The organism is Paenibacillus sp. 10L310, from assembly GCF_056395745.1.
Window position 1 is genome coordinate 105,700 of record NZ_JBFTKC010000007.1, and the last position, 17,012, is coordinate 122,711.

Below are 17,012 nucleotides of genomic sequence, written 5' to 3' on the forward strand. Positions count from 1 at the left end.
CCAAGCAAGGAAGTTTTCCGCAGGCGTGCCGGGGCACGTCAAGGGAAAGTGACACAGCAGGGGGCGAAAAGACGGTGAAAGATGCACTTCAGCGAGTTTTCAGACACGACCTAGATATAATATCCTATGACATGACTGGGACGGGGGCGTGGACAGCCGCCTTTCCTCTGCAGCCCTGACACGCCTATTTCCACGAAGATCATCGAACCTTCCTGTCTTGACGCCTGTACATTCGTGCTCTGGAATCCGCAAAAGTCATAAATGAAGTGGCAGATGCCCATATGGAAGCATATGATGCCGGAGACGAACGTTAGAGGAAGGAGCAAGCTGCATGAGTAAAAATGGCAAAAAGAAGGTTCCAACGCCGAAACTGCGGCATGTGAGCCCGAAATACAAGGAATTGGAACTGACTGATCGCCGGGCAGACAAGATGAACTCAGGTTTCACTGTGAATAGGGAAGAACGCTTGAATACGAATAAAAGGGATTCGAGAGCTGTTCAGGAGTCGGAAGAATTCCTATTCGAATCAATGGAGCTACCTTCTTCAACAAATGAGCTGGAAGAGTTGGAGATCGAAGCCGAAATCAAGCCGGAACCCGTAGAGTCTGATAGCAAGGAAATCGAGACCGAAGATAGCTCGGATAAGCAGATTCAGGTTAGCAGTGTGGCTCCGCTTGTTATGGAAGAAGAGGTGGGTATCATCAAGCAAGAAACAACAAACAAGGACCGGCTGCAGATCCTGAACCAGAACCAGATGCCGGGTCATACCGGACATTACATCTACACGGACGACTTGAGTGAATTTGCTGTTACGGAGAGCAAATTGGCTCCTTTCTCTGTAGATGCCTCCAAGCTGAAACCGGATGCGGTCGGCAGTGAAGCATTGCAGGATTATGCGGTGACCAGCATTCACATTGCAGACGGGGCCATTGTTTCAGCAAAACTTGCGGAAGCGTCTGTATCTGAGGAGCACCTGATTGACGGTTCTGTGTCTGGTCACAAAATACGAAATGCTTCTATTGCAGGCGAGAAAATCAGAGATGGCAGTATTACTTCTCAGAAGCTTGGCAACCAGGCCATCGATTCGGCCAAAATTGCCGACGGCTCCATCAGCACAAGACATCTCAGCCGCATGCTGGTAACGGAAGAATTAATCAAGAATCATGCCGTAACTGGAGACAAGATCGCGATTAGCGGGGTGGATACAAGGCATCTCACGGGAGGAGCTGTGAATACCTCCAAACTGGCTGACGATGCAGTGACTACAACCAAAATTCGTGAAGCTGCTGTCACAGGCAGCAAAATCGAAGAACACTCCATCGAGTCTCACCATATTCAGGCAGGTGCTGTTAAACAGACACATCTGGCAGAAGGTTCTGTCGGTCGTTCACAACTATTAAATGGCAGTATTGGAAGTGACCAGATAGAGGATGGATCCATACAAACAAGACATTTAGCTGAGGGTTCACTAACTGGAAGACATCTGCTGGACGGTTCAATCGGATCAAGTCAGATTCGAGCTCATTCCGTTGGCAAGGAGCAGATTGGTAATGGAGAAGTGGGCAGTGAGCATTTGACAGAAGGTGCAGTAACCAGTAGCAAACTGGCAGACCAGTCTGTTGGAACAGCAAAATTGCTGGAACAGTCCATTACGGCATCCAAGATCTCTGATCAGAGCGTCATTTCTTCCAAAATTGCGGATGAAGCCGTACAGGGTAAACATCTTGCCAAAGGGTCCATTCGTGCTGAACACATTGCGAATCGGGGAATTACGCCGGTACATGTGGACAATTCCGCAATTCACTCTATTCACATTGCAAGTGGAAGCATCGAGGCAGCTCATCTATCTGCCGGAAGTGTGTCCGGAGACGCTCTTGCAGACGACGTGGTGTGTGAGCGGCATCTTGCAGAGTCGGCCGTGGGTACGTATGAATTGCAGGATGCTGCCGTTACAGACGTTAAACTCGCGGATGGAAGTGTGACAACAGAAAAGCTTGGAACGGCATCGGTGAGTAGCAGAGCGCTTGCCCCGGGAAGTGTTATATCCTCGCATCTTGCGAGTGGTGGAGTCACAGGGACACATCTGGCTCCAGGCAGCGTGGGTTCCGAGGCCCTGAGACCTTATGCAGTGAAATCGGAACACTTGACAGAACATGCCGTAGGTGTACCTCATCTTCAGCCGGGCAGTGTTGAAACGGATGCGATTGCACGGGCCGCGGTCACAACAGACAAATTGGCTATTGATAGTGTAACTTCAGCCCAGCTGGCTGGCGGGTCCATTTTTCCGCCTCATCTAACAGATCATGCGGTTACCTCCCCCAAGCTCTCACCAGAAAGTGTTGCCACAGATAAACTGGCGGATTTTGCTGTCACGTCAGCTAAATTGGCAGACGGCAGCGTGACTTCTTCCAAGATTATGGCAGAGAGTATTAACGCCAAACATATTCCAGCAGGAACCATTCGCGGATATCACTTGAAGCAGCATGCCGTTTCCCTGGAACATTTGTCGGAAGAAATACGCTCGCCGGAATTATTTGCTGATGGTAGTATTACCGGCAACAAACTTCAACATGGCTCCATAAGTGCGGACCATTTGACAGCAGACTCGGTATCCGGGACAGAACTGCAACAGGCTGCTGTAGGTAGCGAGCACTTGCAGCCATCCGTTGTACAATCCGTCCATCTGGCTGAAGGCAGCGTGAAATCTGACCATTTGGGGACTCAAGTAGTGAGCTCACAGCATCTGAAGCCAGACATCATTCATGAGGAGCATATTGCTGAACAGGTGGTAACATCGCATCACTTGGCACCCGGATCTGTCGAAACAGACCATCTGGCACCTTTATCCATTACAGCGGCCCACCTTCAGCCAGGTTTGATCAGTGGTTTGCATCTTCAGGCAGAGTCGACAAGTGCTGTTCACCTGCAGCAAGGAGCTGTGCATTCCCGTCATATTCAAGATGGTGAAATTCTTCCTCATCATATCCATGAACGCAGCATCGGAACATCTCATCTGGAAGAAGAAGCGGTAAGTACGATTATTTTGCAGGATGAATCTGTAACACGCTCCAAACTAGCAACGGGTAGTGTGGATGGCAGCAAATTAGCCGCAGAAAGCGTATCGGCTACTCACCTTGCCAATGAAAGTGTGCAAACCCATCATATCCAAGAAGGAGCAATCCTTGCTGATCATATTCAAGAGTGCAGTATTGGCTCAGTTCATCTGGATGAGCAGTCTGTAAGTGCAGTTCATTTGCAAAATGGATCTGTAACAAGTGCCAAACTGGCGGATGGCAGTATCAACGGCAGCAAATTGCTTGAAGGAACCGTATCGGGGGTTCATATTGCGTCCGAAAGTGTGCAAACCGGGCATATTCAGGCAGGGGCCATTCATGCTGACCATATTCAGGAGCGGAGCATCGGCACAACCCATCTGGAGGAGGAAGCAGTAAGTGCGATTCACCTGCAAAATGGGTCTGTCATCAGTACCAAACTGGCCGACGGCAGTGTAACGGGCAGCAAGTTGATCGAAGATGCGGTGTCGGGAATCCATATCGCATCGGAAAGTGTGCAATCCCGCCATATTCAGGAAGGAGCAATCTTTGCTGACCATATTCAGGAGCACAGCATTGGCATGCTTCACTTGGAACAGGAAGCAGTAAGTGCCATTCATCTGCAAAATGGATCTGTAACAAGTACCAAGTTGGCCGACGGCAGTGTAACCGGCAGCAAGTTGCTTGAAGGTGCAGTATCAGATATCCACATTGCAGACGATAGTGTGCAATCCAGTAAGATTCAGGCAGGAGCCATTCATGCTGATCATATTCAAGAGCGGAGCATCGGCACAGCACATTTGGAAGAGGAGTCTGTAAGTGCCATTCATTTGCAAAATGGATCTGTAACGAGTGCCAAACTGGCGGATGGCAGTATAACTGGCAGCAAGTTACTCGAAGGTACGGTATCCGGGGTTCATATCGCATCGGAAAGTGTGCAATCCGGGCATATTCAGGCAGGAGCTATTCATGCTGGTCATATTCAGGAGCGAAGCATAGGCACAGTCCATCTGGAAGAGGAAGCCGTAAGTGCGGTTCATCTGCAAAATGGGTCCGTAACAAGTGCCAAATTGGCTGACAGTAGCATTAGCGGCAGCAAATTGCTCGAAGATACTGTATTGGGGAGCCATATCGCGTCGGAAAGTGTGCAAACTCGCCATATCCAGGCAGGAGCGATCCTTGCTGATCATATTCAGGAGCACAGCATTGGTACGTTCCATCTGGAAGAGGAAGCAATAAGTGCGGTTCATCTGCAAAATGAATCTGTAACGAGTGCCAAACTGGCGGATGGCAGTGTGAGCAGCGACAAACTGCTTGAAGATGCGGTGTCGGATGTCCATATTGCCAATGGAAGTGTGCAATCGCGTCATATCCAAGAGAAAGCCATACATGCTGACCATATTCAAGAGCGAAGCATTGGAATCTCCCACCTCAAAGCCGAATCGGTAAGTTCGATTCATCTGCACAATGGTTCCATAACAAGTGCCAAAATGGMTGACGGCAGTGTAAACGGTAATAAATTGCTTGAAGGTGCGGTATCGGCTATCCACATAGCAGACAAAAGTGTGCAAACTCGTCATATCCAGGATGGAACCATTCTTGCTGATCATATTCAAGAACGCAGCATTCGCACAACTCATCTGGAAGAGGAAGCAGTAAGCGGGGTTCATCTGCAAAATGGGTCTGTCACCAGTGCCAAATTGGCCGATGGCAGCGTGAACGGCAGCAAACTGAGTGAGCAGAGTATTACCTCTAATCATTTGAATGCGGGGATTGTAGGTCCAGCGCATCTGAGCGAAGAGATATGGAATGCGATCCGTCAGTTCAGTGGAGAAACGCTGGAGCAACTGGCAACTATCAAAAGACAAGAGGGATTGCTTCAACCAGAAAATGAAGGTGTACAGCAATCACAGCAGGTAATCGTCGAGGCAATACCGGGTGCTGGTCTGGAGCAACAACAAGAGCTGGTATCCCAAACAGATCAGCTTGGCGAACTACCGGCAGCTTTGTTCACAACAGAGCCGGCAGAACAGGCTCAGCAACCACAGCTTGAACAGTCACAGGAGATCGCTGGAACTACGGAGTTTATGTTAAGTGAACAATCGATTAAACAGGAGCATCTCTGTGATGATACCGTGGGCAGCAGCCAGTTGCAATCGGGGGCAGTTCAAGCCAAACATCTGGCCTTCCAGCCCGTTCGCAGCGTAAGCAAACAACCGGTTGTACAACAATTCGGAATGGAAGCTTTTGTACTGCCAGAGAGTGAAGTATGCACAGAGGTAACTGTTGTTTTTGAAGAATCATTTGCTTCAGAACATTATGTGATTGTGGGCATGAGTAATGATCGGGGATTCCAGATTTCCTTGCTCTCGCAGAGTGAGGATGAAGCGGTACTTGAAGTGTCACGTACAGCAGATTGCAAGCATACGTACGGATTGTTGTCATGGATTGCTGCGGGACCTTCGCAAGGATAGTGCAGGATTGTATCCGTAATAAACAAATGACAAAAGCGGTGTCCAGGGTTGTCCGGGACACCGCTTTTGATTGATATCAGCTTAATCCGTTCGGACGGTGAGGGGTGTCTGAACGTTTTGTTACCATTAGGATGAGTACATTATAAGTTGAACTACAATAAAATAAGATTTTACAGGCCTACAGCTTGATACGCTTTGGTAATAGCAGTAGCTTCAGCGGAAGTTGCTCCGTACAGATCTTTGGCTGCTTGAATGGTAGCTGTTTTGGCAGCGGCAAATTTGGACGTTGGTGTCAGGTAGTTCACCAGTGTGCTGTAGAAAATCTGGATCGCTTTATCCCGGCCGATTCCGGTAACAGTCACACCATTATGTGTTCCGCCTTGAGCAGCAAGGAAATAGGCTTTATTGATGATACCACTGTTGATATGGACACCGCCGTTGTCCTGTGAGCCTGTGTAGCGATCGCTGTATTTGTCAGGTTGACCATACAATGTAGGGTTGGAGAGGGAGCGCAGCGCATCTCCTGGAGTGTTAGGTGTGTAGATATCATCACCGAGCAGCCAGTTTTTGCTTTGGATCGTATTACCGAAAATATCGGCAAAGGCTTCATTGAGTGCACCTGGTTCATTGCGATATTCCAGATTGGCTGTATATTCAATAACACCATGCGTCAATTCATGACCCACAACATCCAGATCACCAGACAGGGATCGGAACATCGTTCCATCTCCGTCACCAAAGACAATCTGTGCCCCGTTCCAGAAGGCGTTATTGTAATTGGAGCCGTAGTGCACGGTTGATCTGATCAACAATCCGTTACCATTAATACCGTTACGGTTGAATTTGTTTTTGTAGAAATCATACGTAGCAGCGGCATGAGCATGAGCATCTACACCTGCACGATCGGTCCATACATTATCCGAATCTGTAAGCAAGCTACCAGGCAGTGAGGAGCCATTGTTTGCCGTATACGTTTGGATGCCATTGCCACGAGTGGTGTCTTTCAGTTGGAAGGTGCTGCCGGATTGGGTGGTTGTCAGGGTTTTGGTATCTCCAAGTACACCTGTACCTGTTCCAGTAGCGAAGTTAATGAGGTCAAACTGGGATACGATACTGCCATCCACTGCGTTAATGAAATATTTGGTCCGTAGAGGGGCAGGTTCCAGTACGTTTACTTCCGTAATGTAAACCAGATACGTCTGACCATCTTCTTCATGATGATAGATGTTCAATTCAGCTTGAGGTGTGATTTCCGCGGCACCAAGCTCTCCAATCCGGGAGGTTGCTTCTTCGGTTGCAATCTGGATCGCGTCTTCTCCGCTGATCTCGGCTACACCATCATTCGGAATGGCCTGCTCTTCAATCGGCGGAAGATCGCCAAGTGCGGAGCTCACGGCTCCGGTTTTGTCCAAGTGGACCGTCTGTTCTGCACCATAAACCGGGATACCTTTAATATACTGTTTCAGGCGGAAGTGTCTTACGCCAGATGTATCTGTGTTTCTTTTGACAATTTTGAGCTGGGATTTCACATCGGAATTCAGAAATTGTTCCTGCTGTCCAAGATAATTAAAGATAGTGTCATCTGTTCCACTGTTCAATGGAATACCCTCCTCAGAGGCATAAGGGGCCTGAAGTGGAATGGATTGATCAGACACTGGAGCTGCAGTAGCAGAGGACACGGAAGCGAGCAAAAGAGCTCCTCCAAGAATTGTTGGCATAACTTTGGCAAATTTCATAGTAAACTCTCCCATTCTTAAACTTATTTTTGGTTGGAAAATGTTCATGCCAGTCTCGGTTGGAATTCCGTCTGCAACTTGGGCAGCGCGGAGCGTGGGGCTAGACCTGAAGCGTGGAATGAGACAAGAAACGATTGGAACAAAATCGGCTTGGCCTTAGCTCGGGAAGTGTTAAGCACGACACCAAACAAACAGGATAACCGTTTATTCAGTTCAACCCGAAGGTTTAATCGTCTATTGTGTTCCTCTTTCAGAAAGCCGGGGGTTGTCCAATTGCGCAGGTAGAAGATACGTTCACGGAAAACTGGGGTGTTCAATCCGGGTTTGCGTAAATGACAAAGGCAGTGTGTTCTGAACGGCATCACTCCTCTCAAGAGTAGAATGTATCTGCTTAACAAGTTCTGTGAATGAGGTCATAATCTAATCAACCTAAGGTCAATAAATTGATTTAAAAAATATAGGGGAACTTATGTTCACCACAAGGTTATTTTTGTAAATAAAACTGCTTGGAACGTATATTATCACAATGTAAAACTTTGGAAAAGATACAATTTTAGATTTTTGTTAAATTTGTGTCTGAAGTAGGGGAGAGGTAGCGTTTTTCATATAATTTGACGTATTTTGTCTAAAAGCAAGGCCTGTACCCTCGTGTTCACAGGGAGAACCTGCTTAGTGCAAGGACAAACGCCGTTTCCACTGCTCCACGAATACATAGAATAACGTGTACTCCCTTGGCATGCCGATGATCGAATGCGGGAGGTGAAACTGTTGCGCAAAACCCGTACCACAGCACGTTATGCAACCCGAACCAATGTGACACGAAGAAAAACAGTGCTGAAGAAACGAAGATGGAAGTCTGGACACAAAAAGGGTACAAAGGCCTATACGTTCGTTATTCCATCCAAACAGCTGATGTCACAGGCTAAGGATGGAGTAGAGAATGGAGCGGAAAATGGCATGAGTGATGCTCCTTCACACAGGGGGGGTTCTCAGCGACCGATGCTCTCGGTCATTATCCCTGCTATGAATGAGGAGAAAAGGATTGGTGCAGTTGTCCGTGAAGCGCGGCGGATATGCCGTGATGCTGAAGTGCTTGTCGTTGTGAATGGTTCAACAGACGGTACGGCAAACGCAGCCAAACGGGCTGGAGCACGAGTGTTCACGTATGCCGAAGCACTGGGGCATGATGGAGGACGAAAAGTAGGCGCAGCGGAGGCGCGCGGTCAGGTATTGTTATTTACTGATGCAGATATCGCAATTCCCGCAGAGCACCTTGCCCCTTACGTGAAGGCTGTGCTGAATGGAACGGATGTGGCGCTTAACGACTACCATGGGCCGGTCACTCATCATCCTGTTCATCCGGTAGTGGAGGCCAAACACATGTTGAACAGCATACTCGCAAGATCCGATCTCCGGGGGGCATCCATGACAGCTATTCCACATGCAATAAGCCGAAAAGGACTTGAGGTCATGGGGATATCCTCACTGGAAGTTCCACCACTTGCACAAGCCAAGGCAGTGATCGGCGGACTTCGGGTACGCGCTGTTCATCACGTACCTGTGGGTAGAATGAATGCAGTACGAATCAAAAAGCGAAGCGGACCTGATCCGCTCAGTCAAGTGGTACTGAATGATCATATGGCAGCGATTAAGTGGATTACGGATACGCTCGGTCCCCGCGGAGGTTATACCGATCTGAAACGTGTTCGCAACCTGGCGAGGTAAGCATGTCGCATCGTATGATGCAGCATGCTGGAGGTGAGGAAATGAAGGGACGTTCAGGGGTTGTCCGCCGCAGGCGGACAACAAGTAGACAAACGACAGCAGGAAGAACAGTAATGAACAAGCGTCATAGGAACAAGAAACATGTAGATATTCAAAAAAAAAGAAGAAGCCGAGCAAAGTCTGGCCCAGTAAATCTGCACTTGATGTGGAAAGCGGGGCAAGTTGCAGGAAGCGAGGCAAAGGCGAACAACACAGTATCAGAAGAACATGCACGTCTCGTATGGAATGCACACGCGGCAAACGTTGCGGAGCTAAGCAACTTCGAGCTAGCTCTGAAGGCAGGTAAGGCATTTATGCAGGGTTATGCTCAGGCCTCGGGACATTCATTCCAGATCGTGCCGCTACCTCTTCGTCATTCGGCTGTTGCCGTTGTCTGTGCCTGTAATGAGGAACACACACTGGGGCAGGTGTTATTGCAACTAAAGCGGCTGCCTCTGACGGATATTATTGTGGTACTGAATGGAACGACAGATGACAGTTTGAAGCAGGTGCTAAGGCAGCCGGGACTTACAGTAATCTATGAACCGGATCGGGCAGGACATGATGTGGGCCGGGCACTTGGAGCCAAGATGACGGATGCGGAGACGGTACTTTTTGTGGATGGAGATATGGTCGTATCGGCTGAACAGCTTGCACCCTTTCTGTTCGCGGTTGATCGGGGACAGGATGTGGCGTTGAATAATCTGACGTCTTTGCTGCCTGCGTTTGCAGGGCAGGATGAGGTAAGCCGGATCAAAGCATATCTGAACCGAACATTAGGCAGGGCAGATCTTGGTTCCAATTCCATGACAGCCGTGCCTCATGCATTATCTCGTCGTATGATTCAGACCGTGAAGCCAGCATCACTGGCCGTTCCACCTAAGGCACAAAGTCTAGCTATTCAGCATGGAATGAACGTCTCGGCACCAAGTCAGGTGGATGTTATTCGTTCCAATCGGTTGCGTCCTGGTAACACGGGAAGTGGGAATGATGTCGCCAAATTGATCATCGGAGATCATCTGGAGGCACTGGCTACATTGCTGGGTACAGGTTGGAATCCAGCCCAGGCACATACACTCTCCCGTGTAGAAGTCGCTTACAGGAGGAACGCCTAATGACACTGACGAGTATGATTATCCCAACATACAATGGTCTGGATCTGATCAGGCCCTGCATCGATGCCATACGGCAATACTCGGGCGATCCTGCGTCATATGAAATTATCGTGGTAGATAACGGTTCGACGGATGGAACGGCTGAATATTGTGCGCTGGAGCGAATTCGATTTGTAAGGTTCCCGGACAATCGGGGGTTTCCGGCAGCGTGTAACGCTGGACTTCGTGCAGCTTGCGGGGATGAGTTGTTGCTGTTGAACAATGATGTTACGGTCACGCCCCGTTGGCTGGAGAACCTGCGAACGGCTCTGTACAGTGACGCAAGTATTGGGATCACGGGTCCTGTTACGAATTATGCAAGCGGCATCCAGCAGATTAAACTGCAGTTTCGGGACATGGAACATTTTCAGGAGTTGGCCAATTCCAATAATGTTGCGGATTCTTCAAGGTGGAGGGAAGTACGCCGGATCGTCGGTCTGTGCATGCTGATGAAACGAGATGTCGTGGAATCAGTTGGGCTGCTTGACGAGGCATATTCTCCGGGACACTATGAGGATGACGATTATTGTTATAGAGCAAGATTGCAGGGATATCGCCTGCTGGTATGTGGAGATGTTCTCGTGCACCATCAGGGAAGTGCCAGCTTCCAGAAGACAGATCCGGTAGCGTGGAAACAGCTGCTTGAGCGTAATCGTTCGATTTTTATGAACAAATGGCATGTCGATCCGCTTGAATATATGGACATATCCGATGAAGGAGGGAACGTGGAATGAAAGGTGTAATTCTTGCCGGCGGAACAGGAACTAGACTGTATCCGCTGACCCGGCTCATTAACAAACATCTGCTTCCAGTCGGTAAACATCCGATGATTATGTATGGCATCGACAGGCTCCGCCAGGCAGGCATTGATGAACTATTGATTGTGATCAACAAACATTCCGCCGGGTTATATACAGAGTATCTTGGTGGCGGAGCAGATCATGGCGTGAAGTTGACTTATCGCATTCAGGAAAAGGCAGGCGGGATTGCGGAAGCGTTGGATCTGGCAACTTCTTTTATTCTTCCTGGCGAAAAATTCGTTGTGCTTCTCGGTGATAATCTCTTCAGCGATGATCTGAAGCCTTATGTGGACCGTTATATGCAGCAACCTGCTGGTACAGCACGAGTTCTGCTCAAAGAGGTGGATGATGCACGACGTTACGGGGTGCCTGTTTTTGATTCAAAGCATCCAGAGCGAATCTCGTACATTGAGGAGAAGCCAAGCCAGCCGAAAACCTCTTATTGTGTGACGGGCATATACATGTATGACGATCATGTATTTAACCTGATTCGCAATATTGCGCCGTCTGCGCGCGGAGAACTTGAAATTACGGATGTGAATAATCACTATGCGTCTGCCGGTGGACTGGAATACGACATTTTGCAGAAATACTGGAGTGATGCAGGTACATTTGAATCGCTCCAGGAAGCAGCTGTCCGTATGAAAGGACAATTGCCCTAAAATATATGCGACTGATGCTGCCGCTGTGCGGTGCCCCATGGGAGCAGAACACTCTGCGCCGGAGCTGGAAGGATGCTCCGGCGCTTTGCGCAGCGACAATCCTCGTGCATGCCAAAGGAGGGAATGGCGTGAGAGTAGTGACACGCACCGGGGCCGCTAGGGTCTCCGTGTCGGGTAAGCCCCGGGGCATCCACCCGGCCGTATTTATGGGCAGTGGCACTCCGGCAGCAACAGATACAGGGTCTGCTGGAGTCAGAGGTGTGAAGTCAGGGAAACGGAGTACCCTGACCAAAGCGGGTACATCTGCCGGCGCATCGCATAAGGTCCGTGCAAGGAAAGCGAGCAGCACAGGCAGTGTTGTTGGCAGAGCAGGCAAAGCTGGCTCTGCGAGTGCGAGCAAAGCGGCAAAAGCCAGCCGCACCGGCAAAGGCAAAGCCGGCCTGCGCCAGGCCACTGCTGGGCGCAGGCCGGCATCCGCGCGGGGCCGGCGTGCCGCTGCCCGCGCCAAGCAGCGCACGGCGATGCGCCGTGCGCCCATGCCAGCACCGCAAGCGAGCACGCCACAGGCGATGCCTGCCAGCGGTGCTGGCCCCGCCCCGCGCCAGGCGACACACCCGAAGGGTGTCGCCCCCGCGGGGCGGGGAGGCGCTGCCGGCGCGAAGGCGGGCAGCGCGAAGGGCTTGCCGCCTCCGCCCGCGGAGCACGCAGTGCAGGCGGAGGCCGTGCCCGGCGGCTACGCCGAGGGCTACCGCGACGGCGTATTCGCCGGCGGGGAGGCGCTGGTGGCGCAGCACATCCCGCCGGATCACATTCTGCCTGCCGTGGCGGCGGCAGATCTGATCGCGGCGGGATTCCGCCAATACGCGCCCAGCCTGGCCCGGCTGTCCAGCCCGCATGAGATGGCTGGACACATCACGGCGGCGCTGGATGCGCAGCGCCCTTTGTCTGTCGTTCGCCTCGGAGATGGCGAACTGCTCACGCTGGCAGCCGATACGGTGCTGCCAGGCCACGAAGTGCAGGAGCTGGCACCGTTTCTGCCCTATGCAGGGGTGCCATGCTCAACCCCCGACATCCGCGCGATGCTTGCGGAAGCCATACAGGCCGCCGACTGGGTTGGCGTGCCGATCTCGCGGGCACCGACATTCCAGGGGCTGTTATTCCCGGTATTGCGCCACTTCGGGATCGACTGGTCCCGGTTGAAATTGACCAGCTCCACGATCAATTACAGTCTGCATCAGTCCGGCCTGGTGTTGCCCTTACTGCAAGGACGGCGGGTTCTGCTCATAGGCAGCCAGGCACCAGAGCTTGCGGCACTGCTGCATAACCGGGGGATTCATGTCACAGGCATCATTGGTTCTGTGGCGGGAGTCATGGATATTCCAAAGGTGATGCAGCAAACCGCAGAACATGCTTTTGATATCGCGTTGGTGGCGGCGGGAATTCCGGCGGTCATTCTGTGTCGGCGAATTGCAGGTGAACTCGGCAAGGTCGCTCTGGATTTTGGACATTTGGCTGACAAACTGGTAACAGGAGAGCTTCAACTCTAGTGGACCGTCCGGGGGCTGGTTATGTGCGTGTTGGCCTCACGGACAAGTGGAAATGGAGGGAGCAACATGAACACACCCGATCAACAGCGCGGGGAAGGACGTCATGGTCGTAACAACAAGGTTAATGCTCGAAATGTTGTCCGTCGAAAAGGTCACAGTCATCACAACATCACTCCAAATATCAGCACTCACAGTGACAACAGCCGCAGTGAAAACAACAGGAATGGCAGCATAAGCAGCGAAAAAAAAGCGGCCTGCCGTGCCACACAACACGATGTCTCGCGATCTGACATGGCAGTCCTGCATGTAGCAGGTCGTCGCTCAATACGGAAATCCAGACGTAAAGGCAAAAGCAGGCGCACACCCAAAGGCGCCAGGCTCTACAAACAGGGGTATACCAGAGGATACAACGAAGGTGTCCGCCAGGGACAGAGCTCGTTTGGTCTTGTTTTTGAAGGAGTTAGCATCATTATCCCCACGTACAATCAGCGGGAGTATGTGCTACAATGTGTGTCCAGTATCGAGAAACATACCCCTGCCCCTTTCGAAATCATTGTTGTGGATAATGCCTCCAAGGATGGAACTGCCGAGGCCATGCTCCGCAAAGGCGGCATGGTGAGGGTGGCATCCCTGGATAAGAACCGGGGGTTTGCCGGAGGTGTCAATCATGGGCTGATGATGGCGAGAGGACGACATATCATCGTGTTGAACAACGATACGCTCGTTACTCCAGGCTGGCTGGATAACATGATGACTTGTCTTGCCAGTGATCCGAAGATTGGTGTAGTGGGTCCGGTGACCAACTATATTGGCGGGGATCAGCAGATTCAGGTTCCGTACCGTGAGGTAGAAGAGATGTGGCCTTTTGCCGCCACACATAATCGTCCGGATGCAGACAAACATCGAATAACCGATCGCCTGGTCGGATTCTGCTGGCTGTTCTCACGGGAGCTGCTGGAACGGGTAGGTTATCTGGACGAAGGGTACGCGGTGGGCAATTTCGAAGATGATGACTGGATCATCCGGGTGAAGCTGGCAGGATACCAACTTGCGGTAGCCGGGGATGCTTTTATCCACCACTTTGGAAGTGTCAGTATGAAAGCCTTGGGTGAGCAAGATTTTGCTGTAGTGAATAAGGATAACGAGCAGTTTTATAGCCAAAAGTGGGGAGATCCCCATGCGCTGGTTGCCGAAACCTCCCGCTTGGCTAGACAACAAACCTCTGGTACCCCATCCGGTCAACAAGAGGATGGTGAAACACACCCAATGGATCCGCGTCAGCGAATCTCAACGCAGGGCAGCCAAGATCCGACATTACAGTTCAGACACAGTTATGACTTCTACCCGGAAGGTTCGTTCCTGTCCGATGCCAAAGGAGAGGTCTATACTTTAACCGGCGGTCGGCGGCGGAAGCTGAACATCCCTGTACCGCGTGGAATATCTCCTGTTCAGGTTGCCAAGCCGGATCTGCTCGCCATTCCTGCCGGAGAAGCACTGATATCAGCGGGGGACGTGCAAGGATGGCCGAGGGAATCACAACAGGTGCATACGACAGCGGTTCATGGTTCTCACCATGGATGGGCAGAAGGAAGTATTGTTGCCGCAGTGGATGCACCCGAGATTCGATATCAGATCAGTGGAGACAAGCGGAGACGATTTGTATCGGTCTATGCGGCAGAACGTTGGGGTGTACATTCTGGGCATATTATCAGCGTGTCTGCGGACCAACTGAATTCGATGGAAGAAGGCTGGCCCATTATCGCCCCACCTCAGCTCTTGAACCCAGATCTGTAATGTCAGGCGATCTGTTTATGCGAATCAGCAGCATGATGCGGAATGGAAAATGTAGCGGTACCCTGTGTAATCGCTCTGATTCATTCCGCATCCGAATATTACATATGAGATGGTAACTATATAATTTGAACCAAAGATTATTTATACTGACACTACGATGACAGAATAACCTTCCAATCGCTGTTATCCCCAGATTTTTTCGATTCCCCTTTCTCAAGGGAAAATCCGGGGATAAAGGCGAACGCTACGCTTTTTCAGGTTTTTTCTGTCCTCTCCGTTATCGTATAAATGATTAGTTCAACTTATATAGATCACTTAAAGTATAGAGATTGAGGGAGGATGCGGGATGAAGAATTCTGTAGTCAGACAAGCCGAACAGATTGCCAGTGAGTTTCTGCTGGAACCAGTAAAATGCTCACATCATATCATCGGTAAAGGCTTTGTTAATCAGGTCTGCTTGGTGGAGACAGCAAGTCATAAAGTGGTTGTACGCATGAACGATCCAGATACATATTCTACCTTTGTGAAAGAAAAATGGTGCATCGAACAAGCGGCGAGTGCCAGTATTCCTGGGCCAGAGACATTGTCCGTTGGGGTCAACGCTGAACATGCCTATATGATTCAAAAGTATGTGGAAGGGGACAACGGGTTGGACACAACAGTGCCCACGTCCGTGATCTGGAGGAAACTTGGAGAGTACACAAAACAGTTTCAATCCATCCCGGTGAATGGTTTTGGAAGGGAAATGCACGATCACGTACAAAACGAATTTTACTCTCCCCCTCATGCAGGATCAGATGGCAGTTGGCAAGGATATGTGCAATACAATATCAATAGTCTCACGGAGCAAGATTCATTGATTGAGCTTGGTGTCATTACGATGAAGGAATCACAGCTCGTAAGGCAATGGTTCGAACAATTGAAATTGCAAAAGTTCCGCTTTGGTTTATGCCATGGTGATCTCTCCTTGAAGAATACAATCGTAAGTTCAACGGGTGAGATTACCCTTCTGGATTGGGGGAATGCGGAGGTCACCGTCGTACCGTATGGCGATATCATTCAACTCATGCAATGCCAGCTACGGGGTGAGGGCCCTGATAAGGAAGGATTGAAAGCGTTTTTAGAAGGATATGGGACAAGTACACAAGAGCAAGAGCGCGAACTGAATCAAGCGAGCCATATGTTGTTATTGAAAGCTTTTGATACCCTGAGGTGGGCTATAGATCGAAGTCCGGATCAGATCGAGTTCTACACTGATTTAGCAAAACAAGCTTTTAACCAGGTTAGGAGGGGCCAATAGCGATTCATTCCTGTAAAATAAGCTATCTTCCAAATTTATAATTTAATCTTTCTATTTGGTTATAGGTTTATTCTATTAGCAGATCCATTGACGCAGGAAGGGTACGGGAGTACATTTAGAGCCATAATTCTTATTTAACAGATGGGAATTGAAGGTCTAGGTCGTTCATAGTTAATCGCCCAGATCTTGATCTTAAAAACAATCAGGAGGTATGTCGATGTCATCATCAACCAAAAAAGTCGTGCTGTGGAGCAAAACAGGCTGTCATTTCTGCGGGGAAGTGAAAGCATTTTTGACAGAGCGAAACCAGCCTTTTGAGAACATTGAAGTGCAGGGCAATGACGTGCTGCGTGATGTGCTTGAAGCAAAATATGGCATTCGGCATGTACCCGTTATTGAAGTGGGAGGGGACGGCAAGTTTGAAGCCTTGCTGGAACCTGATCTGGAGAAGCTGGCTGAACTTCTGGCACGAGCGGACGAAGCGGCAGCAGTCTAACGGGAGTTGATATATACCTTTGGAGCAAGCCGTTCCGGTTGCTGCATGATGCAAGATCGCATTTGTACAGTAGCCGGAACGTTCAATAAGTTATAGCTCTCTTGGGATGTAAATGGTCTTATTTACATCTTCAATGTTCATATAGAAAAAATCTATTAGTCACGCTGTTGACCCTTTTACGGGGCAGTGATAAGATTTGTGAAATTAAAACAAACCAAACTCATAGGAATAG

General features: G+C 50.0%; 11 protein-coding genes. 9 read left to right on the top strand and 2 right to left on the bottom strand.

Features of this window, described 5'->3' with window-relative positions; genetic code table 11:
- Window positions 1-331: 331 nt before the first annotated feature.
- The gene (locus tag AC1DE7_RS17085) at window positions 332-5,527 is read left to right on the top strand and encodes a WIAG-tail domain (protein WP_477534850.1); all 5,196 of its coding nucleotides are present in this window, start codon (window positions 332-334) and stop codon (window positions 5,525-5,527) included.
- Window positions 5,528-5,697: 170 nt separating this feature from the next.
- Here the strand turns inward: AC1DE7_RS17085 and AC1DE7_RS17090 are convergent, their stop codons facing one another.
- Together AC1DE7_RS17090 and AC1DE7_RS17095 are read right to left on the bottom strand one after the other, a co-directional pair.
- On the bottom strand, window positions 5,698-7,263 hold the full coding sequence (locus tag AC1DE7_RS17090; protein WP_036673412.1) for a M4 family metallopeptidase: 1,566 nt from the start codon (window positions 7,261-7,263) through the stop codon (window positions 5,698-5,700).
- Between the two features lie 44 nt (window positions 7,264-7,307).
- On the bottom strand, window positions 7,308-7,580 hold the full coding sequence (locus tag AC1DE7_RS17095; RefSeq protein ID WP_477534851.1) for a hypothetical protein: 273 nt from the start codon (window positions 7,578-7,580) through the stop codon (window positions 7,308-7,310).
- A gap of 442 nt (window positions 7,581-8,022) precedes the next feature.
- Here AC1DE7_RS17095 and AC1DE7_RS17100 point away from each other — a divergent pair, with 442 nt between their 5' ends.
- The 8 genes from AC1DE7_RS17100 (at window position 8,023) to AC1DE7_RS17135 (ending at window position 16,780) form a co-directional block, all read left to right on the top strand.
- Complete coding sequence (locus AC1DE7_RS17100) at window positions 8,023-8,988, top strand: glycosyltransferase family 2 protein (protein WP_477534907.1); 966 nt, start codon at window positions 8,023-8,025, stop codon at window positions 8,986-8,988.
- A gap of 41 nt (window positions 8,989-9,029) precedes the next feature.
- Window positions 9,030-10,142 (top strand): glycosyltransferase family A protein, encoded by a 1,113-nt coding sequence (locus tag AC1DE7_RS17105; RefSeq protein ID WP_339185834.1) that lies wholly within the window; start codon window positions 9,030-9,032, stop codon window positions 10,140-10,142.
- On the top strand, window positions 10,142-10,915 hold the full coding sequence (locus AC1DE7_RS17110; RefSeq protein WP_047841258.1) for a glycosyltransferase family 2 protein: 774 nt from the start codon (window positions 10,142-10,144) through the stop codon (window positions 10,913-10,915). The genes AC1DE7_RS17105 and AC1DE7_RS17110 overlap by 1 nt, the downstream gene beginning before the upstream one ends.
- Window positions 10,912-11,643, top strand: coding sequence for a sugar phosphate nucleotidyltransferase (locus AC1DE7_RS17115; RefSeq protein WP_477534852.1), 732 nt, complete (start codon window positions 10,912-10,914; stop codon window positions 11,641-11,643). Before AC1DE7_RS17110 ends, AC1DE7_RS17115 begins: the two co-directional genes overlap by 4 nt.
- A gap of 899 nt (window positions 11,644-12,542) precedes the next feature.
- Complete coding sequence (locus AC1DE7_RS17120; protein ID WP_245838402.1) at window positions 12,543-13,190, top strand: GT-D fold domain-containing protein; 648 nt, start codon at window positions 12,543-12,545, stop codon at window positions 13,188-13,190.
- A 66-nt stretch (window positions 13,191-13,256) separates the two neighbouring features.
- Entirely contained in the window at window positions 13,257-14,984 is a 1,728-nt protein-coding gene (locus tag AC1DE7_RS17125) for a glycosyltransferase family 2 protein (RefSeq protein ID WP_477534853.1), read from the top strand.
- A gap of 346 nt (window positions 14,985-15,330) precedes the next feature.
- A complete protein-coding gene (locus AC1DE7_RS17130; RefSeq protein WP_477534854.1) occupies window positions 15,331-16,284 on the top strand; it encodes an aminoglycoside phosphotransferase family protein in 954 nt (317 codons plus the stop codon).
- A gap of 217 nt (window positions 16,285-16,501) precedes the next feature.
- Window positions 16,502-16,780 carry a glutaredoxin family protein gene (locus AC1DE7_RS17135; protein WP_036605813.1) on the top strand — a complete coding sequence of 93 codons (279 nt, stop codon included), beginning with the start codon at window positions 16,502-16,504 and terminating at the stop codon, window positions 16,778-16,780.
- Window positions 16,781-17,012: the final 232 nt, after the last annotated feature.

Bases quoted from the DNA above. Each gene is read 5' to 3' on its own strand.
- AC1DE7_RS17090 (WP_036673412.1), bottom strand. From the start codon at position 7,263: ATGAAATTTGCCAAAGTTATGCCAACAATTCTTGGAGGAGCTCTTTTG.
- AC1DE7_RS17105 (WP_339185834.1), top strand. From the start codon at position 9,030: ATGAAGGGACGTTCAGGGGTTGTCCGCCGCAGGCGGACAACAAGTAGA.
- AC1DE7_RS17110 (WP_047841258.1), top strand. From the start codon at position 10,142: ATGACACTGACGAGTATGATTATCCCAACATACAATGGTCTGGATCTG.
- AC1DE7_RS17115 (WP_477534852.1), top strand. From the start codon at position 10,912: ATGAAAGGTGTAATTCTTGCCGGCGGAACAGGAACTAGACTGTATCCG.
- AC1DE7_RS17120 (WP_245838402.1), top strand. From the start codon at position 12,543: ATGGCTGGACACATCACGGCGGCGCTGGATGCGCAGCGCCCTTTGTCT.
- AC1DE7_RS17125 (WP_477534853.1), top strand. From the start codon at position 13,257: ATGAACACACCCGATCAACAGCGCGGGGAAGGACGTCATGGTCGTAAC.
- AC1DE7_RS17130 (WP_477534854.1), top strand. From the start codon at position 15,331: ATGAAGAATTCTGTAGTCAGACAAGCCGAACAGATTGCCAGTGAGTTT.
- AC1DE7_RS17135 (WP_036605813.1), top strand. From the start codon at position 16,502: ATGTCATCATCAACCAAAAAAGTCGTGCTGTGGAGCAAAACAGGCTGT.